This is a genomic window from Microbacterium sp. HJ5, assembly GCF_054824025.1.
In genome coordinates this window covers 172,860-193,038 of sequence record NZ_JSYE01000013.1, presented here as the reverse complement: position 1 = coordinate 193,038, position 20,179 = coordinate 172,860, and the positions used below count along the sequence as shown (strand labels likewise).

Below are 20,179 nucleotides of genomic sequence, written 5' to 3'. Positions count from 1 at the left end.
GAACACCGTCAGACCCGACCGCGGAACCGGAGGGCGTGCAGCCTCTGATGTCTGAGCGCGATCCACGTCGCGTCGGCGCGTGCGACCACCGCACCGTCGGCGTCGACGATCGCCGCCGACGTCTCATGGCGGCGGCCACGCTCGGCGCGGGTCCAGCTGTAGACGACGAGCCTCTCCCCCACGCGCGGCCGGCGCTCAACGCGCGCTGTGATGGTGCCGAGAAGGCAGAGCAGACGACGCTGCAGCGCGGCAGCGGGATAGCTCGTGCAGTCCATCGCCGCCCACACCGCCTCCAGCGGGGCCGCGCCGCCCACGGAATCGCGGCTCTGCACGACCCACGGCGCGGCGAGCAGCCAGGGTCGGTCGGCCACGAAGCCAGGGGTCACGCGCATCCCGTCGGAGCGCCGCGGACCGCAGACGACGCAGTCCGAGAGCGGGTGGGTCTCACCGGCGAGCGGGTGAGCCGCCCGCGCCGCCTCGGCGACCTCGAATTCAGGGGCGAGTGGACGTGCCTCGTCGGCGATGCGCCCCGGGCGCGTCTCGGCGACGGTCCGGCGCCCGCGGTGGACCCGGACTCCACCGCTGCCGTCGGCTGCGACGTCGAGCCGGCGTGCCAGCGGCACGGGCCGGCGCAGGACGACGGTGACCGTGTCGGCATCGACGAAGCGCGAGAACAGGCCGGCCGCGATGCCGCCGTTGGCCGATCGCCTCGGTCCGTTGAGACGTCGCTCGATCGCGAGGCCGCCGAGCGACTCGGTCGCGCGGTGCGCGGCGTCCGGCTGCGGGAGCTCCGCGTGGCCGGGGCGCCCGAGGAGGCCCGCTGTGGTGTGCGTGGAGAAGACGAGTCCTGTCATGCCTCGATTGCACCGCGGATGCCTGCGCGGACGCGTCGCACGAATGGGTCATCCGCGCTGGCCCGAATCGGCCAGGAGAACCCGCGTCAGTCGCCCGCCGGGTGGCGAGCCACGACTTCGCGCAGTTCGTCGGCGAGCTCCTGCGGTCGTGACCACATCGGCCAATGACCTGTCGGCAGGTCGACCAGGCGCACCGATTCGTACTGCGCGAGCTCCTCGAACCAGGGATGGCCGGCCTCGGACATCTCGCGGATCTGCTGCGCCGAGTAGCTGGCGCAGACCACGGTGACGGGGACCGCGCGCCGCGCGGTGTCTGACAGCGCCAGCGGCTGCCGCGCCACCGCGGCCGGATGCGGCACCGCCCTCTCGCGGAAGCGCCCGAGGGCATCGGCGTCGAGTCCGTCGAGGCTCGAGCCCTGCTCTTCGAGTTCCGGCCAAGGAGGGAGGGTGATCGCCCGCACCGACGAGGGGAGATCGGGCGCTTGCGCGACGCCGTCGGCGACGGGACCGCTGTCGACGAACACCAGATCGTCGATCACTTCATGGGCTTGATCTACGGCGCCGGAGACCACGGCGCCTGCGCCGCTGTGCCCGACGAGGACCACGCGACCGTCCGCACGGTGAACCGCAGCGACGACCGCTGCGACGTGATCGTCGAGCGTGATCTCCGTGGTCTCTGACGGACTGTGGTCATCGAGGCCGGGAAGGGTGATCGCGTCGGCGACGAACCCGTCGTCGCGCAGCCGTTCGGCCACCGCGTCCCACGCCCACCCCCCGAGCCAGTAGCCGGGAACCAGGACGAATGTCGTTGTCGTTGGCATGATCCGAGTCTGCTCCGGGGGTCGGACACCCGCAGCGGATGCCGTCAACCGGCGTTCCGCGTCCGCGACTCAGGCCGCGCCGAGCGCGCGGGCGAACGCGCGCACGCGTCCTGCCATCACCGCCGGCACCTCGGCAACGGTGAAGTGCCCGCCTTCGTCGAGTCTTTCGAAGACACGGAGGTCGCGGTAGTAGGAGCGCGCGAGCGACTCCGGATAGTCGGTCTCGTGCCGCTGCACGTACACCGCCGCCGGGACGTCGACGGATGGGATCGGTCCCGGCTGGTCGGCACCCTCGTAGTACGGCCGGAATGACGAGCCGATCGTCTGAGTCGCCCAGTAGATCGTCGCCTCGGTCAGGATGCGCTCGCGAGAGATCAGGCGTTCGACGTCTGCAGGATCGTCGCCGGGTGTGTCGCTCCATTCGACGAGCTTCTCGGCCAGCCACGCCACCAGCCCCGCCGGCGAATCGTTGAGGGCGGCAGCCAGCGTGTCAGGTCGTGTGGCCTGCACATGGCCGTAGGCGCCGTCTGTCTCGTGGTCGGCGGCGATCCGATCGAAGAACGCGACCTCGTCCGGTGCGGTGAGCGCGCGACGCTCGGCTCGCGTCGGGAAGTGGGCGTGGGTCACGACGATGCCCGCGACGCTGTCACCGTACTGCGCCGCCAGGAGGTCGTTCACGTTCGCGGACACGTCTTCGCCGTACGTGAGGTAGCGCTCGTAGCCGAGGACGTCGGTCATCAGGGCGTGCACGGTGCCGGCGAGACGCCGCTCGGTGATCAGGCCGTCGGCGTAAGGGGTCGAGAAGGCGAAACCCGGGAAGCTCGGGACGACGACATGGAAGTCGGGAAGGAGATCGGCGAAGTCGAGCTGCAGTGCGAAGGTATGCGGCCACCCGTGCATGACGACGATCGCCGGCGCGTCGCTCCGCGCCGACCGCAGGTGGACGAAATGCACGTCTGCGGAATCGATGCGCGCCGTGAACTGCGGGTGGGCGTTGATCCACCGCTCGCGGTCGCCCCAGTCCCACTCCGCCCACGACCGGACGAGAGCCGCGAGATAGGCGGCGGACATTCCGGACGGCGGGCGATGGGGCGAGTCGGGCAGCAGCCGGGCGCGCTCGAGGCGCGCCTTCAGGTCGGCGAGCACCTCGTCGGGGATCCGGATCTCGAAGGGAACGACGTCCATGCGCCGACAGTACGGGCGGGGACCGACACCGCCCGCGAGGTCAGGCGCTCTTGCGCTTCTCCCGCAGGACGAGCGTGGGCGGGGCGCCCTCGTCGACGGCTGCACGCGTGACGATGACCTTGTCGACGTCGTCGGTCGACGGGATCTCGAACATGATCGGCCCGAGCACGTCTTCGAGGATCGCGCGGAGCCCGCGGGCACCCGTCTTGCGCTCGACGGCCAGGTCGGCGATCGCCTCGAGCGCCTCGGTGTCGAACTCGAGGGTGACGCCGTCGAGCTCGAACATGCGGTGGTACTGCTTCACAAGCGCGTTCTTCGGAACGGTGAGGATCTCCATCAGCGCCTCGCGATCGAGCGGCGAGACGGAGGCGACGACCGGAAGACGGCCGATGAACTCGGGGATGAGCCCGAACTTGTGCAGGTCTTCGGGACGAACCTCGCTGAAGAGGCTGAGATCATCGCCTTTGTTGTGCAGCGGAGCGCCGAAACCGATGCCGTGCTTGCCCACGCGCGACGAGATGATGTCTTCGAGGCCGGCGAATGCGCCCGCCACGATGAACAGCACGTTCGTCGTGTCGATCTGGATGAACTCCTGATGGGGGTGCTTGCGGCCGCCTTGCGGCGGAACCGATGCCACCGTGCCCTCAAGGATCTTGAGGAGCGCCTGCTGGACGCCCTCGCCGGAGACGTCGCGCGTGATCGAGGGGTTCTCGGCCTTGCGGGCGATCTTGTCGACCTCGTCGATGTAGATGATGCCGGTCTCGGCCCGCTTGGTGTCGAAATCGGCGGCCTGCAGCAGCTTGAGGAGGATGTTCTCGACGTCTTCGCCGACGTAGCCGGCCTCGGTGAGCGCCGTCGCATCGGCGACGGCGAACGGTACGTTGAGGCGCTTGGCGAGGGTCTGCGCGAGGTACGTCTTGCCGCAGCCTGTGGGACCGAGGAGCAGGATGTTGCTCTTGGCGATCTCGATCTCGTCGGCGCGCTGCTCGGCGGACTGGATCGTGCCGTGCGCACGCACACGCTTGTAGTGGTTGTAGACCGCCACGGACAGCGCCCGCTTGGCGGCGTGCTGACCGACGACGTACTCCTCGAGGAAGCCGAAGATCTCGCGCGGCTTGGGGAGATCGAAATCGGTCACGACGCCCGAGGACGACTCGGCCATGCGCTCTTCGATGATCTCGTTGCACAGCTCGACGCACTCGTCGCAGATGTAGACGCCGGGACCGGCGATCAGCTGCTGGACCTGCTTCTGGCTCTTGCCGCAGAAGGAGCACTTGAACAGGTCGGCGCTCTCACCGATGCGTGCCATGAGGCTCCTCCTCGTCGCGTCCGGGGGCAGCCCCCCGGCTGTTCTCCCGAGCCTAATCGCTCAGGACGACATGCGGCGGGATTGCGACCCGCGTTGTGGACGATGGGATGTCCGCCCAGAGCGAAGCGGGGCGCGTGGGACGCGAGCCCCGTGCACGACGAAGCCCCGCCGTCCGGAGATGGCGGGGCTTCAGCATCCGCTCTACTTCGTCAGTGCGGCGGGGGTGCGCTTGCGGGTCGTGAGGACCTGGTCGACGAGACCGTACGCGACAGCCTCTTCGGCGCCGAGGATCTTGTCGCGGTCGATGTCCTTGTTGACCTCTTCGGGGCTCTTGTTCGAGTGCTTCGAGAGGGTCTGCTCGAGCCACGTGCGCATGCGCATGATCTCCTGCGCCTGGATCTCGATGTCGGACGCCTGACCGTGACCCGCCTCGCCCATCGCGGGCTGGTGGATGAGGATGCGGGCGTTCGGCAGGGCGAGACGCTTGCCCGGCGCACCGGCCGCCAGCAGCACCGCGGCCGCGGAGGCCGCCTGGCCGAGCACGACCGTCTGGATCTGCGGCGAGACGTACTGCATCGTGTCGTAGATCGCCGTCATGGCCGTGAACGAGCCGCCGGGCGAGTTGATGTACATGATGATGTCGCGGTCGGGATCCTGGCTCTCGAGCACGAGGAGCTGCGCCATGACATCGTCGGCCGAGGCGTCGTCGACCTGGACGCCCAGGAAGATGACGCGGTCCTCGAAGAGCTTGTTGTACGGGTCCTGGCGCTTGTAGCCGTAGGCCGTGCGCTCCTCGAACTGCGGCAGCACGTAGCGGCTGCCGGGCATCTGGAGCGCGCTGGGGACTCCGTTGGGTCCGAAGGTGGGGGTCTGCATTGCGGGTTCTCTCTCTTTCGCCTTCGGTGCGCTCAGTTGGCGGTTCCGCCGCCGCCGATGACGTCGGTCGCGGACTCGCGGATGTGGTCGACGAAGCCGTACTCGAGGGCCTCGTCGGCGCTGAACCAGCGGTCGCGGTCGCCGTCGGCGTTGATCTGCTCGACGGACTTGCCCGTCTGTGCCGCGGTGATCTCGGCCAGGCGCTTCTTCATGTCGAGGATCAGCTGGGCCTGCGTCTGGATGTCGCTGGCCGTGCCGCCGAAGCCGCCGTGGGGCTGGTGCAGCAGCACGCGCGCGTTCGGCGTGATGTAGCGCTTGCCCTTGGTGCCGGCCGTGAGGAGCAGCTGGCCCATCGAGGCGGCCATGCCGATGCCGACGGTGACGATGTCGTTCGGCACGAACTGCATCGTGTCGTAGATCGCCATGCCGGCGGTGATCGAGCCGCCCGGGGAGTTGATGTAGAGGTAGATGTCCTTCTCGGAGTCCTCGGCGGCGAGGAGGAGGATCTTCGCGCAGATCTCGTTGGCGTTCTCGTCCCGCACCTCCGACCCGAGCCAGATGATTCGGTCCTTCAGCAGCCTGTCGAAGACGCTCGTCGCGACAAGTGGTTCGGCCATGTGTACTCCTGATTCCGTGGTCGTGCCATCGAATCTACCGGCGCGGCGCGAGCGACCCGGCCGTGTTCGCCCTGGGCAGATCGGGCAGGAGAGAAGAAGGGGACGGATGCCGCAGCATCCGTCCCCTTCACTGCGAGCGCCGCGGACTCACTCCTTGTCGGCGGCGGACTTCTTCTTGGCCGGTGCCTTCTTGGCGGGCTTCTTCTCGGCCTCTTCGGCCTCGATCACGGCGTCGGCGTCGGCCGCGGCATCCGCGATCTCCTGCGCCTCGTCGACGACCTCGTCCTCGTCGTCAACGGCCACGAAGCCGGTGAGGTCGACGGGCTTGCCGTTGGTGTCGACGACCGTGACCTTGCCGAGCACGACGGCCAGAGCCTTGTTGCGGGCGACCTCACCGACCATCGCGGGCAGCTGGTTGCCCTCCTGCAGCGCGTTGACGAAGTCCTGCGGGGCCATGCCGTACTGCGCGGCCGACTGCACGAGGTACTGCGTGAGCTCCTCCTGCGAGACCTGCACGTTGACCTGCTCGGCGATCTTGTCGAGGAGCATCTGCGTCTTGAACTGCTTCTCGCTCGCCTCGGCGACCTCCGCGCGGTGCACGTCGTCCTCGAGACGGCCTTCGCCCTCGAGGTGGTTGTGCACCTCGTCCTCGATGAGCTGCGGCGGCACCGGGATCTCGACCTGCTCGAGCAGCTGCTCGATGAGCTTGTCGCGCGCAGCAGAGCCCTGCGTGAACACCGACTGCTCGCCGACGCGGGCCGCGAGGCTGTCGCGCAGCTCGGCGATGGTGTCGAACTCGCTCGCGATCTGGGCGAAGTCGTCGTCGGCCTCGGGCAGCTCGCGCTCCTTGACGGCCTTGACCACGACCGAGACCTCGGCCTCCTCGCCGGCGTGGTCGCCGCCGACGAGCTTCGAGCGGAACGTGGTGTCCTCGCCCGCGGTGAGCGAGTCGATGGCCTCGTCGATGCCCTCGAGCAGCTCGCCCGAGCCGACCTCGTACGACACGCCTTCGGCGCGGTCGATCTCGGCGCCGTCGATGGTCGCGACCAGGTCGAGCTCGACGAAGTCGCCGCTCGCGGCGGGGCGGTCGACGGTGACGAGCGTGCCGAAGCGGCTGCGCAGGCGGTCGAGCTCGGCGTCGATGGCGGCCTCGTCGACCTCGATCGCGTCGACCTCGACGGTGGTGCCCTCGAAGGCGGGGAGGTCGAACTCGGGACGCACGTCGACCTCGACCTCGACCTTCAGGTCGCCGGAGAAGTCCTTCTCGGCCGGCCACTCGGTGACCTCGGCCGACGGACGGCCGAGCACGCGCAGCTCGTTGGCCTCGACAGCCTGGCGGTAGAACGTGTCGAGGCCCTCGCTGACGGCGTGCTCCAGCACGGCGAGGCGCCCGATGCGCTGGTCGATGATCGGCGCGGGGACCTTGCCCTTGCGGAAGCCGGGGATCTGCACGTCCTGCGCGATGTGCTCGTACGCGTGCGCGATCGACGGCTTGAGCTCGTCGGGCGTGACCGTGATGTGGAGCTTCACCCGGGTCGGGCTGAGCTTCTCGACGGTGCTGTTCACCATGCTTGTTCGTTCTCCTCTATCGGACCGCGCGCGCATGCGCGGCTGAAGGTCTGGGTCGGAATTCTGTGAGGGGCCGTGATGTCGGGGCGACAGGATTTGAACCTGCGGCCTCCCGCTCCCAAAGCGGGCGCTCTACCAAGCTGAGCTACGCCCCGGGCGGGTTCGCACGCACGCGTGCGCCTTTCGGCCCCGAGAAGTCTAGCCGACCCGCCCGGGCGTCGCCTGCGCGGTGCATGCAGTCAGACGCGCTCGACCCACTCGGCGCGCCAGTCTGGCGCGGGGAACGGCTTGGTCCAGTACGCGGTCTCGCGGGCGATCCGCCCGTCGCGCAGCTCGAAGATGAAGATCGACCGGTACGGATCGCCGTCGCCTTAGTCGAGGTCGGCCTCGGCGACCCACAGGTCGCCGTCGCCCGTGAGCCGTCGCAGGTCGATCTTCGGCAGCTGCGGGAACCTGCTGTACACCGCGCGGCGGTTGTCGCCGCCGACGATGCGCTCGCCCGATTGCGGCCACACCATCTCGGCGTCCTCGTGGAAGACGTCGTCCATGCCGGGAACGTCCCCGGCGTTCAGCGTGGCGATGAGCGCCTCAACCACTTCCCTGCCCGAACGTGCCATGACCCGCTCCCTTCGCTGTTCCGCGCGTCGGGCTGAGTGGGGAGCGGGAGGACGGCCACCATGTACTACGATTGGTCGGTGCCCGTCAGCGGGCGCACGGGGATGTAGCTCAATGGTAGAGCCTCAGTCTTCCAAACTGATGGTGCGGGTTCGATTCCCGTCATCCCCTCCGAATCGGTTCCTGCCGCGCGACTTCGACGCGAAGTGCATCCAAACGCGCGCCGGCGGCGGAACCCTCTCCTGTCGGGTGAACTCCCACCCGCCATGAGGAGGGGAAAGTCCAATGAAGCGCATTCTCACCACCGGAGCCATCGTGGCCCTGGCCGTCTTCGGATCCGCCGGAACAGCGCATGCGGCGCCGTCCGATGCCGCCTGCTTCGGCCAGGTGCACAAGACCATCAACACCGAGGGCGCCCTCGGGTTCACGAATGTCGGCGACGTGGTCAAGGCCATCGGCGGACAGGCCAAGAACGACACGGCGCGCGGCATCTGCGGCGACTGAGCCGTCCTGCACCACGAACCGCACCGAGAGGGGGGCGGGCCTGCTGTCGCAGCGGGCCCGCCCCTCGTCTCCTCCGGGTGATTTCGCGGTCGGCGGCTACCCCTCGTCCGGCCTGCGCGGCAGAATTCCGCTGTAGGTCCGAAGGCAGAGGGGGAAGATCGATGAGCGCGCCGTCCACGCCGTCCGGGGCGTCGAAGCCACGCAAGCTGCCGCGCAGGCCCGCCTCTCGCCTGTCCGAGAAGTGGACGAACATCGACGGCGTCGATGTCTTCTACCGGGAGTCGCCGCACCCGCCCGCGGATGCCCGTGTCATGGTGCACGTGCACGGCTTCGGACTGTCGGGAAGGTACCTGCTGCCGACGGCCGAGCGGCTCGCCGACGAGTTCCACACGTTCGTGCCCGACCTTCCCGGGTTCGGCCGCAGCGGCAAGCGCCGTGACATGCTCGACATCCCCGATCTGGCGCACGCGACGGCCGACTTCCTCGACGACCGCGGCGTCGGGAAGGCCACCCTGGTCGGCAACTCGATGGGCTGCCCCGTCATCATCGAGTTCGCACACCACTACCCGGAGCGCATCGATCGGGCCGTGCTCGTCTCGCCCGCCGGCGGCCTCTACAACCAGCCGCTGCGCCGCGCGATCTCACAGCTGTCGAAGGACGCCCCGCGCGAGCCGACGCGCATGGCACGCGTCGCCGTGCCCGACTACGTGCGATTCGGGGTGCCGAGCACGATGCGCATGTTCAAGGCGCTGACCCAGTACCCGTCGCTGAAGCGTCTCCTCGAGATGAAGATCCCCACGCTCGTGGTGCTGGGTGAACGGGACCCCCTGCTCCCCCACGCCCACCGGGTCGACGAGATCGCCAGCCAGACCGACAGCCATGTGCTCGTCGTACTGCTGGAGGGCGCCGCACACGCGATCAACTTCAGTCACCCCGGTCAGCTCGCCCACGTGATCACGCTGTTCATGAACGACAAGCCGATCGAGAACGACCCCACCTGGCCCGGCCACGTGCGCCTCTACGAGGTGCACCGCGGCAAGCACCACCCCGAGCCGAAGGCCGACTGAGCCGGACCAGCGGGGCGCGGCATCCCGTCGCCGGAATCGCTACGGGGCGCCGAGCTCGGCGGTGAACGAGTCCGGCAGCACGACGTTGTCGGGCGCCCCCGCGAAGAAGCGCGCCACCTGCGAAGGCCTGTAGCCGGCGATGCCGCAGCCCACCTCGGTGACGAGGAACCTCAGCTCGGGGTGCTCACGGGCGAACGCCACGAACCGGCGGGCCTGCTCTTCGAACACCTCGAGCCCCGACATCGTGTCGATGCCGTACGACTGGCCCTGCAGACCATCGGATCGCCCCCACACCGCGCCGAAGCAGTCGAGGGCGAACTTCGCCGCTCCGCCGCCGTGCGCACCGGACCCGTTCGACCCGAAGACGAACACCTCGTGCGGCTCGAGCCCTTCGATGCGCATCGGGCCGCTCACGCGCCTCGTGCCGGTGCGGCGGATTCGTGAGCGGAGAGGTGCGCGCGGTAGGTCTGCGCATTGCGCAGGATGCTCTCGCGCTCATCCGCCGTGAGTTCTCGGCGCACCTTCGCCGGGACGCCCGCGACGAGCGAACCGGGTGGCACCACGGTGCCCTCGAGGACGACCGCACCCGCGGCCACGAGGCATCCGTCGCCGATCTCGGCACCCGACAGCACGACACTCCCCATCCCGATGAGCGATCCGTCGCCGATCGTGCAGCCGTGCACCACGGCGTTGTGGCCCACCGACACGTCGCGCCCGATGACGACCGGATGCGCGGCGTCCACATGGACCGAGACGTTGTCCTGGAGGTTGCTGCCCGCCCCGACGGAGATCGAGTCGCTGTCGCCGCGGAGCACCGCGTTGTACCAGACGCTCGCGCCCTCGCCCAGGGTGACCGCTCCGATCACGCGCGCGCCGGCCGCCACGAAGGCCGACGCATCGATCGAGGGCGACCGCCCGGCGACGGAGAGGACGGCGGCGTCTTCGGAGATCGTCATGCGACGACCCTACGCCCGGTGCGCGAGGACCCGGTGCGGTCAGCGTCCGGCTCGCGCGAGGCTCTCCTGGATGGCCTCCGTGTACCACGGCGCCAGCGTGTCGGCGAAGGTGACGGTGAGGTGGTCCTGATCGCGGTAGACGTTCGCGCCGCCCACGACCGGCGCGCACGTCTCAGCGCCGCAGAACACCTCGGTGAAGTCGAGGAGCGTGACGCCATCGCGCTGGTCGGCGGCCGCCCGGAGCGGGTCGTCCGCCACCAGGACCTCGGCACGCAGGCCGTCGCACTCGGCCGTGTCGCGGGTGCGGAGGCACTTGTTCGGGTCGGTCTCCCACACGGGGTTGTCGACGACCGTGATGACGGGGACGCCCTGGTCGAGCATGGCGTCCCACGCGTCGACGTAGCCCGCGACCGCCGCGTCGTAGGACGAGTCGTAGCCCGCGGACGAGTACGGCGTGGTCGCGATCGCCGCCGTGAACACGGCGTCGAGGTCGGCATCGGCCATCGCCGCCGTCACGCCCTCGCGCCACTCCGCGCACGCCGCGCCGAACGCCCCCGGCGTCGACAGCGGCGTGGTGTTCCACGGGCATGCGCCCTTGAACCACGTGATGAGCTGCCAGCCCTGCTCATCGGCGATCCGCTCGAACGTCGACAGGAGCTGATACGCATGGCTGTCGCCGACCAGGGCGACGCGCGTCGCGTCCGGATCGTCCGAGCCGAACGTGCAGGAGACGGGCCGCGAGTCGGTGAGCTGCACGAAGCACTGCTCGTCTGCGGGGCGGTCGATCCCGGCGAAGCCCGGCGCAGGCAGGACCGTGTCGCCGAAGTCGGCGTCCGCGCACGACGGGTCGAGGACGGATGCGGCACCGAAGCACTCCGGCGGGTTCTCCTGGAGCTGCTGGATGTCGCGCACACCGGCGCTGTAGGCCGGGGCGTTGACGAACCACGCGGCCGCCGCGACGCTCGCGACGATCAGCATCGCCGCGAGGGAGCTCCACAGGGTCGCGCGTGCCGGGCGCGACGTCAGCACCTTCCATCCCCGCGCGGGATCCTCGACGAAGCGCTTGGTGAGCCACGCCAGCACGAAGCACAGCACGAGCAGGGCGACGCGATGGTAGATCGTCAGGCCCCAGAACGGCACCGAGGGGGCGATGATGATGAGCGGCCAGTGCCACAGATACAGCGAGTACGAGATGTCGCCGACGAACTGCGCGGGGCGCACGGCGAGGATCCGTGTCGGGTACCACCAGCGTTCCGTGTTCGACGCGGCGAGCACCGCCGCGGCTCCGAGGGTCGGGAGCAGCGCCATGTACCCCGGGAACGGCGTCTGGCCGTCGAACGTGAAGATGACGGAGATGAGCAGCAGGATGCCCGCCCAGCCGAGCACGAAGCTCCCGACCGCATGGCGCACGCGCAGCATGGGGACCAGGGCGATGAGCGCGCCCACCCCGAACTGCCACATGCGGCCGAAGGTCACGAAGTACGCCGGCGCCGGGTCGGTGATCGTGAAGACGACGCAGAACACGAACGACACGGCCGAGACGATCGCGAGCGTCGTGATGACCGCACGGCGCCGGGCGCCGCGGAAGAACTTCACGCCGATCCATGCCGCCAGCAGCATGAGCAGCGGCCACATGACGTAGAACTGCTCCTCGAGCGACAGCGACCAGTAGTGCTGCACGGTCGTCGGGTCGCCCGAGTGGTTGAGGTAGTCGGCGGAGTTGATCGCCAGGTACCAGTTCTCGACGTAGAACGTCGACGCCAGGATCTCGCGGATCTCGTTGGGAAGCGCAGAGGTCGGTGTGAGGTACGGCGACATCGCGACGAGCGCGCAGAACAGCAGGACCAGGAGGGATGCCGGCAGCAGGCGCCGCGCGCGGCGCGCCCAGAACTGGCCGAGCCGCACCCCGCCCGTGGCGGTGAGCTCCCGCATCAGGTGCGCGGTGATCAGGAAGCCGGAGATGACGAAGAAGATGTCGACGCCGACGTAGCCGCCGGTGACGCGCCCGGGCCAGAAGTGGTAGAGCACCACGGCGAGCACGGCGATCGCGCGCAGGCCCTGCACGTGGGGGATGAATCGCGAGGGCTCGGCGTGCTCGGGCGAACGGTCACGCGGCTCGCGCGTGACGGTGCGGGCGGGGTCGCGCAGATGCTGCGGCTCGAGGTCGTGATCTGCGGAAGGCACCTATCGACGTTAGCCGGTGTCGCCTGACAATCCGGCGCGACAGGGCGGGGGTGACCCGATGAGGGTTAGCGGAGCCTTGTCTTGCTTGCGGAATGCCGACCGCTGAGTAGCGTTGCACCCACCGGAGGACGAACGCCGATCGGAGCGTCCCTCCCGAAGATGGAGGCGAGAGACATGAGCAAGACGAACACCACCCCCGCAACCGCTGCCGACCCGACCGTGGCGGCCGCGAGCGCCCAGTTCCTGACCCCCGTGGTGCTCGGACTCCAGGCTCTCGCCGTCAACGGCAAGCAGGCGCACTGGAACGTGCGCGGCTCGAACTTCATCGCCATCCACGAGCTCCTCGACACACTCGTGGCCAACGCGCAGGCCGGCGCCGATCAGGCGGCCGAGCGCATCGTCGCCCTCGGGCTGCCCGTCGACGCCCGCGTCGGCACGATCGCCGAGAAGACGTCGACGACGGTCCCCGCCGGCTTCACACAGTGGGAGGCGCTCATCCGCAACGTGATCGCCGACATGGATGTCGTCATCTCCGACACCCAGGCCGCGATCGACGGCCTCGATGAATTCGACCTCACCAGCCAGGACGTCGCCATCGGCATCAAGGAGCAGCTCGAGAAGGACCGCTGGTTCCTGTTCGCGCACCTCGCCGAGTGACTCGATTCGGTTCACGACGAAGCCCCCGGTGATCCACCGGGGGCTTCGTCATGTCAGGGCCGCTGGAGGAACGCGAGCACTGCGAGCACTCGGCGGTGCTCGGTGCCGGACTCCTCGAGCCCCAGCTTGGCGAAGATGGCGCTGATGTTCTTCTCGACGGCGCCGACCCCGATGAACAGGCGCTCCGCGATGCTCGCATTGCTCCGGCCCTCCGCCATCAGCGAGAGCACGTCGCGCTCCCTCGGCGTGAGGTTCGACAGCGGGTCGGGGCGTGCGGCGAGGAGCCCCTGCACGACGAGGGGGTCGAGCACCGTCCCCCGCTCGCGCACCCTGCGCACCGCATCCGTGAACTCCTCGAGCGACGTGACGCGGTCCTTGAGCAGGTAGCCCACTCCCCCGTCGCCGCCCGCAAGGAGCTCCCGCGCGTACACGCCCTCGACGTACTGGCTCAGCACGAGGATCCCCACGTCGGGCAATGCCGCGCGAAGCGTCAGCGCCGCGCGGATGCCCTCGTCGCGGAACCCCGGTGGCAGCCGCACATCGAGGATCGCGACGTCGGCTCGAGCCTCCCGCACCCGTGCGACGATGTCGTCGGCGTCGCCCCACGCGCCGGCCGTCACGTACCCCGCCTCGTCGAACAGCCTCACGAGGCCCTCCCGCAGAAGCACGGAGTCCTCGATGAGCACCACGCGCACGGGGCGCGACCCGCTGTCGGCCGTCATGCCCTCAGCATAGGGATCGGTCACGGCGCGACCGGCCCCAGCGGGACGTGCGCACCGATCGACGTGGGCCCGCCCACGGGGCTGTCGACGACCAGCATGCCCCGCAGGCCCGCCACGCGCTCGCGGAGGCCCTCCAGACCGTGACCCGTCGCGTAGGCCGCGCCGCCGCGACCGTTGTCGACCACCCAGACGTCGAGCATCGACGGCGCTCCGGTCACGGACGGCCGCAGCGCCGCTTTGAGCGTGACGGCTGTCGCGCCGGCGTGCTTGACGACGTTGGTGAACAGCTCCGCGACGACGAAGTACACCGTCCGCGCCACTTCGGGGCTCGTCACGGCATCGATCGCCGGGTCGATATCGGTGTGAACGACGAGCGGGGTGCCCGCGGCGACCGCCGACAGCGCGGCGGCGAGTCCACGGTCCTGCAGCAGCGGCGGCGCGACGCCGCTCGACAGCGCCCGCAGCTCGTCGAGCGCCGCCTTCGCGTGCCCCCGCGCCTCGCGGGCCAGATCGGCCGCGGCATCCGCATCACCGGATTCGGCGCGCCGCTCGAGCGCCGCGAGATCCAGCTGCAGCCGCACGAGACGCTGCTGCGGGCCGTCGTGGATGTCGCGCTCGAGACGGCGCAGCGCGACGTCCTCGGCGTGCACGGCCGCGCCCCGGGCTGCGGCCTCGGCGCGCACCTCGGCGGCCAGGTCGTCGGACTGCCACCGGCCGAGCATGCCCTTGGCGACGGCGTGGTGGCCGCGGGCGAGCCCGCCCAGGACCCACGGCATCGTGAAGGTGAAGACGATCCCGGCGACGAGGTACAGCGTGACCTCCACCGGCCACGACGCCCAGCCGCCGAACATCCACGGCAGGGCGTCGGCCACGTAGCGACCCCAATCGCCCGCGTCACCGCGCGGGAGGAACGCGCCCCAGATCCAGTAGGTGAGCCCGCCGAGCCCGACGCTGAGCCACACCGTCGTCAGCACGAACGAGATGGTGCTGATGATGGGGCTCACGATCATTCCGTGCACCAGGTAGATCCAGTAGTGCGCGTTGCGGATCGGCCGCGTCAGCACCATCCAGAACCCGCCCGTGCCGGGCCTGTCGCGGTTCCACTCGGGCTCCTCGATCTGCGGGAGGCCTGTGAGCCACAGCAGACCGCGGTCGGCGATCCCGAAGCCGCGCGCGGCGAACAGCGTCCCAACGACGATCGGGAGCCCGACGATGAGCACGAGCAGTCCCACGCCCGTCCAGAACAGCGATGCCAGCACGCTCAGAGAGATCATCGCCAGCACGAAGACGGCGAGCAGGTAGACGGCGCTGCCGGGCGTGCGTGTCCACGCGCGGGCGTAGTCCGCCCAGAAGCCCTCGCGGGTCGCCGGCACGGCGGCGTCAGTGGTCAAGGTGGTCATCGCTGTCTCCCTCGGGACGCTTCAGGTCGGGCTCTTGCCCGGGTTCGACGACCAGGAACTGTCCCATCATGCCCTGGTCCTCGTGCCACAGCAGGTGGCAGTGGTACATGTACGGCGTCTGCGCATCGGCGTAGTCCTCGAAGCTCACGAGCAGCCGGTACTCGCGGTCCTGCTCGAGCGCGATGGTGTCCTTCCAGCCCGACAGCCGCGCCGGCGGCGCACTCCCGTCGACGCTGAGCACCCGGAACTGCGTGTCGTGCACGTGGAACGAGTGCGGCAGCGGATTCTCGTTGCGGACGGTCCAGACCTCGTCGGTGTCGACCGTCGCCACGAAGTCCGCGCGGCCGAGGTCCATCTGCCGGTCGTTGATGCTGTGCCCCGACATGACGAACGAGCGCTGGGCCGCGGCATCCGAGTCGTCCGCCTCGGGCAGGTCGGCGAGCGTCGCCGGCAGAGCGGCCGAAGGGGTGAGGGATGCCGCGGCCCGCAGCTCCAGCACGTCGAAGGCTGCGCTTCCGGCGTGAAGCGCCGGATCGGGGGCCTGCGAGCGCAGTGCCACGCGCTCCCCCGGGTCGAGCGCGACGACGATCTCGGCACGCTCGCCGGGCGAGAGCGGCACGGAGGTCGCCGCGACGGGTTCGCCGAGCAGACCGCCGTCGGTGGCGATGAGCGCGAACTCGCGGCCGTCGGCGAACGTGAAGTCGTACATGCGTGCGCTCGAGCCGTTCAGCAGTCGCAGCCGGATCAGCTCCGTCGTCACGTCCAGGTGCGGGGCGACGGTGCCGTTGACGAGGATGGTGTCGCCCAGCACACCGTCGAACTGCATGCCCAGGCCGCCGGCGAACGCGCCATCGGGGCCGAACGAGCGGTCCTGCACGATCAGCGGGACATCGTCGACGCCGTACTCGCGCGGCAGCGACAGAGCGGACTCCTCGTCGTCCTGCACGAGGAACATGCCCGCGAGCCCGGCGTCGACCTGCTCCCGCGTACGGCCGTGCAGGTGCGGGTGGTACCAGAGCGAAGCCGCCGGCTGGTCGATCGTCCACTCGGGATGCCACGTCTCACCCGGCGTGATGGGCGAATGCGGACCGCCGTCCATCGCGGCGGGGAGGTGCATGCCGTGCCAGTGCACGGTCGTGCTCTCCGGCAGTCCGTTCGCCACGTCCACGCGCACGCGCTCGCCGCTCCGGGCGACCAGCGTCGGCCCGAGGTACGAGCCGTTGTAGCCGAGCGTCGGCGTCTGCGTGCCGGGCCGGAACGGCGTGCTGCCCTCCCGGGGCTCCAGCTCGAAGATCCGCACGCCGTCCTCGACGCGCGACGGGGCGAGCTCCGGGATGCGCAGCGGCTGCGAGAACGACAGCGTCCCCGCGGCGGGCGGCGTCGCCCGGACGCTGTTCGACGCGAACCAGATCGCTCCGGCGGCGATGAGCACGAGCACCAGCACGAGCGGCACCGCGACGAGCGTCGCCACCAGGCGACGCCGCCGGCGACGGGGAGCGACCGGAGCCGAAGGCGGCGAGGGCGGCGGGGGCGGCGAGGGCAGGGCTGAGACCATGACTCCAGCCTCGCCAGGATGCCCGGGACGCGGCATCCGACCCCCTACCGAACCGACACGGGGGCTCTCCCCCCCGGATCGGACGGCGGGCGCCCTACGCCAGATGCGTCAGGCGGCCCTGCAGGAGCGTCGCCGCCACCGCCATGCCACGCAGCTGCTCATGGCTCGCGGTCAGCGGGTCGTGCGCGCACACGGCCAGGTCGGCCCGCGCTCCGGGCTCGATGCGGTCGGGGTCGGCCGACCCGCGCGACGTCGAGGCGCCGAGCGCCGTGGCGGCCGAGACGCTCTGGTGCGACTGCCACGGACCGCGACCGTCGCGCGTGCGGAAGACGGCGGCCGCCATCGCCGCCCACGGATCGAGCGCCGACACCGGGGCGTCGGAGCCGAAGAGCAGGTTCGCGCCCGTGTCGGCCAGCGAGCGGAGCGGGTACGGCTGGGCGGTCTGCTCCGCCCAGATGGCGTCGGTCATGTCGCGATCGTCGATCGCGTGCTCGGGCTGGACGCTCGCGCCGACACCGAGTCGCGCGAATCGCGGGATGTCGGCGTGGGCGACCAGTTGCGCGTGCTCGATGGTGCCCCAGGCTCCGGTGGCGGCGAAGGCGTCGAGCGCATGGGAGTTCGCGACATCGCCGATCGCGTGGATGGCCGAGGCGATGCCCGCGGCGGTCGCCCGCGTCATGAGGTCGACGAGGGTCGCGACGTCGACGGTGAGGAGTCCGTGATTGTGCGGGTCGCCCGGATAGGCGTGAGATGTCGCCGCGGTGCGCGTGCCGAGGGAGCCGTCGGTGATGACCTTGAGCGGCCCGACGCGCGCGAGGTCGGATGCCCCGCCCCGCGCGGGGTCGCCGGTCTGGAGCCCTTCGGAGATCGCCCGGTCGAGGAACTCGGGGTAGATGCCGAAGTCGACCCGGAGCGCGTCGAAGCCGGCGGTGAGGCGGCGCGCCCAGGCCTCCTCGTTCCACGCCATGTCGAGGTCGACGAGACCCACGACACCCCGCGCGGCAGCATCCTGTGCCATCCGCTCGACGAGCGGATCGGCCACCGCGGGAGCCACGGCGTTCAGCCGTCGTGAGATCTCGAACGCGGGTTCCTCCCGCAGGATCCCTACGCCGTCCGGCTCGAATCCCTCGCGCCGCAGCGCGGCGGTGTTGAGCCACACGCTGTGGACGTCCGCGTTGATCAGGTAGGTGGGGACCTCGCCCGTCGCCGCGTCGAGCGTCTCGAGCGACGGGATGTCGCGCCACAGGGCGTCGCGGAAGCCCGTGCCGACCCTGCGACCGTCGGCCAGCGGCGCGGACCCCGCCATGATCGCAGCGGCATGAGCCGCCGAGGTCGCGCCGCCGAGCGGCTCCCGCTGGGCCGCGAGCGCCCACTGCACGACGTGGACGTGGTGGTCCCACAGCCCCGGTATGAGCCATCCGCCGGCACCGTCGAGCACGCGCCCGCGGCGCGGAAGGGCGCCTGCGGGCGCGATGTCGACGATGAATCCATCCGCCAGGTGGACATCGACCGGTTCGTCCAGGAATGGGTCGGTGCGTTCCGTGCCGGAGAGGCGCGCGCCGGCGATGACGTCGGGGCGGTCGCCGCGCGCGAGGCTCATCGAGCCGCCTGCCGGGTCTCGAGCGCGCGCCGCATCTCGTCGGCGAGGCGCGGATCGGCGTACGGCCCGGCGCCGGCGTCGAGCTCGGCGATGATCGTCTCGACCACGTCGTCGGGGCGGTTCTGGCTCAGCTTGCGCTTGGCCACGACGCGCGTGGGGGTGAGGCGGAAGCCCACCGTGCCGCGCTCCAGCTTGGTGACGTAGTCGGGGTCGTTCGGCCGCTCCCACAGCAGGCGGGGCTGCGGCATCCCGCTCTCGAAACGCGTCACGAGGCGGTCGAGCACCTCGAGGTTCTCGCCGGGCGTGAGGATCTCGGGGACCCCGGTGAGGTGCGCCGAGACGAAGTTCCAGGTGGGCACGTTCGGCGCCTCCGGGTACCAGCCGGGCGAGATGTACCCGTGCGGACCCTGCACCACGACGAGGAGCTCGCGCGCGCCGAGGCCGTGGATCATGTCATCGGGCCGGCCGACATGCCCGACGATGGTGAGGTCGTCGCGACCCTCGTCGAGCAGCACCGCGTAGTGGGAGGCGACGAGACCCTCGTCGGTGTCGCTCACGAGGGTGACCCAGGGGTTGAGCTCGACGAGGCGACGCAGCTCGCCGACGTCCGTCATGGCGAAGCTCGGGTTCTGACGCATGGTGACAGCCTAAGGTCGCCGCGCGACGCCGGAAGCGCTTACGCCTGGCAGTGCGGGCACCAGTAGAGCTTGCGGGTCGCGACCTCTTCGACGACGATCGCGGTGTCGCAGATGCGGCAGGGCAGACCGGCCCGGTGGTACACCCAGTGGCGGTCGTCGCGGCTCCCCATCGCCCGGCGGTACGCCTCGGGGTCGACGTCGTCCATCGTCATCATCTGACCGGTCTCGACGCCGATCGCCAGCAGTCGCACCCAGTCGCGCCAGATCTCGCGGACGAGTTCCTCCGGCACGTCGCGGCCGGGCGTGTGCGGGTTCTGCTGGGCTCGGAAGAGGAGCTCGGCCCGATAGACGTTGCCGATGCCGCTCACGACGGACTGGTCCATCAAGAGGAGCCCGATCGATGTCGGCTTGCGTCGCACGACGGCCGTGAACCGCTCCTCCCCCTCCGCCACATCGTCGACGAGCGGATCGGGGCCGAGCTTGGCGATCGTCGCGTCGACTTCGTCGGGCGTCTGCAGCTCGCACGCGGTCGGCCCGCGCAGGTCCGCGGCCGTGATGTCCGTCAGCAGTCGAAGCCGGACCTGTCCGACCACGGGCGGCGGCCAGGAATCCTCGTCGCCGCTCAGGCCGGTGGTCTGCTCGGACATGCGCACATGCACGCGCGCCCGGCGCGGCGCCCCGATCGAGCTCAGCGAGTTCTCGCCCGCGTCGTCGAGGATCGGCTCATCCGGATCGAGGTCGGTGCCGCGCTGATTGGTCTGGCCCATGCGTCCGTTGGCGGAGGCGATCGTCGGGTCGACGAGGATCTCGCCGGCGAAGTCCCACGCGCCGTACATGCCCAGGTGGACGCGGAGCCACAGGTCGTCCTCGAACTCGAGGAACATCTGCTTGCCGACGGCCCGCACCGACGCCGCGGTGCGGCCGTCGATGATCGCCGCACCCTCGACGAACCGTCCCTGCGGGCTCGACGCGGAGACGCGGCGCCCGACGACGTTGCGGTCGAACTGGCGCGCGATGCGGTGGACGGAATGGCCCTCGGGCATCAGCCGG

At 70.3% G+C, this 20,179-nt stretch carries 20 protein-coding genes and 2 tRNA genes; 4 read left to right on the top strand and 18 right to left on the bottom strand.

Going from position 1 to position 20,179, the window contains the following annotated elements; all coding sequences use genetic code 11:
* Window positions 1–8 precede the first annotated feature (8 nt).
* The 9 genes from OB08_RS07390 to OB08_RS07350 all read right to left on the bottom strand — a co-directional run bounded on the left by OB08_RS07390 (window position 9) and on the right by OB08_RS07350 (window position 7,848).
* Window positions 9–854: a hypothetical protein gene (locus tag OB08_RS07390; RefSeq protein WP_461473662.1), complete on the bottom strand. Its 846-nt coding sequence runs from the start codon at window positions 852–854 to the stop codon at window positions 9–11.
* Window positions 855–940: 86 nt separating this feature from the next.
* The gene (locus OB08_RS07385; RefSeq protein WP_461473660.1) at window positions 941–1,675 is read right to left on the bottom strand and encodes an alpha/beta fold hydrolase; all 735 of its coding nucleotides are present in this window, start codon (window positions 1,673–1,675) and stop codon (window positions 941–943) included.
* A 69-nt stretch (window positions 1,676–1,744) separates the two neighbouring features.
* Entirely contained in the window at window positions 1,745–2,860 is a 1,116-nt protein-coding gene (locus tag OB08_RS07380) for an epoxide hydrolase family protein (protein ID WP_461473658.1), read from the bottom strand.
* 40 nt (window positions 2,861–2,900) lie between these two features.
* Entirely contained in the window at window positions 2,901–4,169 is a 1,269-nt protein-coding gene (gene clpX / locus OB08_RS07375) for an ATP-dependent Clp protease ATP-binding subunit ClpX (protein WP_461473656.1), read from the bottom strand.
* Between the two features lie 201 nt (window positions 4,170–4,370).
* The gene (locus tag OB08_RS07370; RefSeq protein WP_461473654.1) at window positions 4,371–5,045 is read right to left on the bottom strand and encodes an ATP-dependent Clp protease proteolytic subunit; all 675 of its coding nucleotides are present in this window, start codon (window positions 5,043–5,045) and stop codon (window positions 4,371–4,373) included.
* A gap of 32 nt (window positions 5,046–5,077) precedes the next feature.
* The gene (locus tag OB08_RS07365) at window positions 5,078–5,662 is read right to left on the bottom strand and encodes an ATP-dependent Clp protease proteolytic subunit (protein WP_191766880.1); all 585 of its coding nucleotides are present in this window, start codon (window positions 5,660–5,662) and stop codon (window positions 5,078–5,080) included.
* 147 nt (window positions 5,663–5,809) lie between these two features.
* Window positions 5,810–7,231 carry a trigger factor gene (gene tig / locus OB08_RS07360; RefSeq protein WP_461473651.1) on the bottom strand — a complete coding sequence of 474 codons (1,422 nt, stop codon included), beginning with the start codon at window positions 7,229–7,231 and terminating at the stop codon, window positions 5,810–5,812.
* An 81-nt stretch (window positions 7,232–7,312) separates the two neighbouring features.
* A tRNA-Pro gene (locus tag OB08_RS07355) sits at window positions 7,313–7,386 on the bottom strand.
* Window positions 7,387–7,602: 216 nt separating this feature from the next.
* The gene (locus tag OB08_RS07350; RefSeq protein WP_461473649.1) at window positions 7,603–7,848 is read right to left on the bottom strand and encodes a nuclear transport factor 2 family protein; all 246 of its coding nucleotides are present in this window, start codon (window positions 7,846–7,848) and stop codon (window positions 7,603–7,605) included.
* Between the two features lie 98 nt (window positions 7,849–7,946).
* Here OB08_RS07350 and OB08_RS07345 point away from each other — a divergent pair.
* The 3 genes from OB08_RS07345 (at window position 7,947) to OB08_RS07335 (ending at window position 9,417) form a co-directional block, all read left to right on the top strand.
* Window positions 7,947–8,017: transfer RNA gene (locus OB08_RS07345), tRNA-Gly, on the top strand.
* Between the two features lie 114 nt (window positions 8,018–8,131).
* A complete protein-coding gene (locus tag OB08_RS07340; RefSeq protein WP_461473647.1) occupies window positions 8,132–8,350 on the top strand; it encodes a hypothetical protein in 219 nt (72 codons plus the stop codon).
* A 161-nt stretch (window positions 8,351–8,511) separates the two neighbouring features.
* The gene (locus tag OB08_RS07335) at window positions 8,512–9,417 is read left to right on the top strand and encodes an alpha/beta fold hydrolase (RefSeq protein ID WP_461473645.1); all 906 of its coding nucleotides are present in this window, start codon (window positions 8,512–8,514) and stop codon (window positions 9,415–9,417) included.
* A 39-nt stretch (window positions 9,418–9,456) separates the two neighbouring features.
* Here the strand turns inward: OB08_RS07335 and OB08_RS07330 are convergent, their stop codons facing one another.
* The 3 genes from OB08_RS07330 to OB08_RS07320 are packed head-to-tail and all read right to left on the bottom strand — an operon-like array spanning window position 9,457 to window position 12,557.
* Entirely contained in the window at window positions 9,457–9,831 is a 375-nt protein-coding gene (locus OB08_RS07330) for an A1S_2505 family phage non-structural protein (RefSeq protein WP_461473643.1), read from the bottom strand.
* Complete coding sequence (locus OB08_RS07325) at window positions 9,828–10,373, bottom strand: gamma carbonic anhydrase family protein (protein WP_461473641.1); 546 nt, start codon at window positions 10,371–10,373, stop codon at window positions 9,828–9,830. The genes OB08_RS07330 and OB08_RS07325 overlap by 4 nt, the downstream gene beginning before the upstream one ends.
* A 39-nt stretch (window positions 10,374–10,412) precedes the next feature.
* A complete protein-coding gene (locus OB08_RS07320) occupies window positions 10,413–12,557 on the bottom strand; it encodes an acyltransferase family protein (protein WP_461473639.1) in 2,145 nt (714 codons plus the stop codon).
* 174 nt (window positions 12,558–12,731) lie between these two features.
* Here OB08_RS07320 and OB08_RS07315 point away from each other — a divergent pair, with 174 nt between their 5' ends.
* Window positions 12,732–13,214, top strand: coding sequence for a Dps family protein (locus OB08_RS07315; protein WP_461473637.1), 483 nt, complete (start codon window positions 12,732–12,734; stop codon window positions 13,212–13,214).
* Window positions 13,215–13,267: 53 nt separating this feature from the next.
* Here the strand turns inward: OB08_RS07315 and OB08_RS07310 are convergent, their stop codons facing one another.
* The 6 genes from OB08_RS07310 to OB08_RS07285 all read right to left on the bottom strand — a co-directional run bounded on the left by OB08_RS07310 (window position 13,268) and on the right by OB08_RS07285 (window position 20,172).
* Window positions 13,268–13,936: a response regulator transcription factor gene (locus OB08_RS07310; RefSeq protein WP_461473635.1), complete on the bottom strand. Its 669-nt coding sequence runs from the start codon at window positions 13,934–13,936 to the stop codon at window positions 13,268–13,270.
* Window positions 13,937–13,956: 20 nt separating this feature from the next.
* A complete protein-coding gene (locus OB08_RS07305) occupies window positions 13,957–15,336 on the bottom strand; it encodes a sensor histidine kinase (RefSeq protein WP_461473633.1) in 1,380 nt (459 codons plus the stop codon).
* Window positions 15,317–16,807, bottom strand: coding sequence for a multicopper oxidase family protein (locus OB08_RS07300; protein WP_461473631.1), 1,491 nt, complete (start codon window positions 16,805–16,807; stop codon window positions 15,317–15,319). The genes OB08_RS07305 and OB08_RS07300 overlap by 20 nt, the downstream gene beginning before the upstream one ends.
* A gap of 178 nt (window positions 16,808–16,985) precedes the next feature.
* Window positions 16,986–18,491 (bottom strand): amidohydrolase, encoded by a 1,506-nt coding sequence (locus tag OB08_RS07295; RefSeq protein WP_461473629.1) that lies wholly within the window; start codon window positions 18,489–18,491, stop codon window positions 16,986–16,988.
* Complete coding sequence (locus OB08_RS07290) at window positions 18,488–19,129, bottom strand: FMN-binding negative transcriptional regulator (protein WP_461473627.1); 642 nt, start codon at window positions 19,127–19,129, stop codon at window positions 18,488–18,490. The genes OB08_RS07295 and OB08_RS07290 overlap by 4 nt, the downstream gene beginning before the upstream one ends.
* Before the next feature lie 38 nt (window positions 19,130–19,167).
* Window positions 19,168–20,172: an Fpg/Nei family DNA glycosylase gene (locus OB08_RS07285; protein WP_461473625.1), complete on the bottom strand. Its 1,005-nt coding sequence runs from the start codon at window positions 20,170–20,172 to the stop codon at window positions 19,168–19,170.
* Window positions 20,173–20,179: the final 7 nt, after the last annotated feature.

Bases quoted from the DNA above. Each gene is read 5' to 3' on its own strand.
- OB08_RS07365 (WP_191766880.1), bottom strand. From the start codon at position 5,662: ATGGCCGAACCACTTGTCGCGACGAGCGTCTTCGACAGGCTGCTGAAG.
- clpX (WP_461473656.1), bottom strand. From the start codon at position 4,169: ATGGCACGCATCGGTGAGAGCGCCGACCTGTTCAAGTGCTCCTTCTGC.
- OB08_RS07380 (WP_461473658.1), bottom strand. From the start codon at position 2,860: ATGGACGTCGTTCCCTTCGAGATCCGGATCCCCGACGAGGTGCTCGCC.
- OB08_RS07315 (WP_461473637.1), top strand. From the start codon at position 12,732: ATGAGCAAGACGAACACCACCCCCGCAACCGCTGCCGACCCGACCGTG.
- OB08_RS07305 (WP_461473633.1), bottom strand. From the start codon at position 15,336: ATGACCACCTTGACCACTGACGCCGCCGTGCCGGCGACCCGCGAGGGC.
- tig (WP_461473651.1), bottom strand. From the start codon at position 7,231: ATGGTGAACAGCACCGTCGAGAAGCTCAGCCCGACCCGGGTGAAGCTC.
- OB08_RS07350 (WP_461473649.1), bottom strand. From the start codon at position 7,848: ATGGCACGTTCGGGCAGGGAAGTGGTTGAGGCGCTCATCGCCACGCTG.
- OB08_RS07325 (WP_461473641.1), bottom strand. From the start codon at position 10,373: ATGACGATCTCCGAAGACGCCGCCGTCCTCTCCGTCGCCGGGCGGTCG.
- OB08_RS07290 (WP_461473627.1), bottom strand. From the start codon at position 19,129: ATGCGTCAGAACCCGAGCTTCGCCATGACGGACGTCGGCGAGCTGCGT.
- OB08_RS07390 (WP_461473662.1), bottom strand. From the start codon at position 854: ATGACAGGACTCGTCTTCTCCACGCACACCACAGCGGGCCTCCTCGGG.
- OB08_RS07335 (WP_461473645.1), top strand. From the start codon at position 8,512: ATGAGCGCGCCGTCCACGCCGTCCGGGGCGTCGAAGCCACGCAAGCTG.
- OB08_RS07285 (WP_461473625.1), bottom strand. From the start codon at position 20,172: ATGCCCGAGGGCCATTCCGTCCACCGCATCGCGCGCCAGTTCGACCGC.
- OB08_RS07340 (WP_461473647.1), top strand. From the start codon at position 8,132: ATGAAGCGCATTCTCACCACCGGAGCCATCGTGGCCCTGGCCGTCTTC.
- OB08_RS07370 (WP_461473654.1), bottom strand. From the start codon at position 5,045: ATGCAGACCCCCACCTTCGGACCCAACGGAGTCCCCAGCGCGCTCCAG.
- OB08_RS07310 (WP_461473635.1), bottom strand. From the start codon at position 13,936: ATGACGGCCGACAGCGGGTCGCGCCCCGTGCGCGTGGTGCTCATCGAG.
- OB08_RS07385 (WP_461473660.1), bottom strand. From the start codon at position 1,675: ATGCCAACGACAACGACATTCGTCCTGGTTCCCGGCTACTGGCTCGGG.
- OB08_RS07295 (WP_461473629.1), bottom strand. From the start codon at position 18,491: ATGAGCCTCGCGCGCGGCGACCGCCCCGACGTCATCGCCGGCGCGCGC.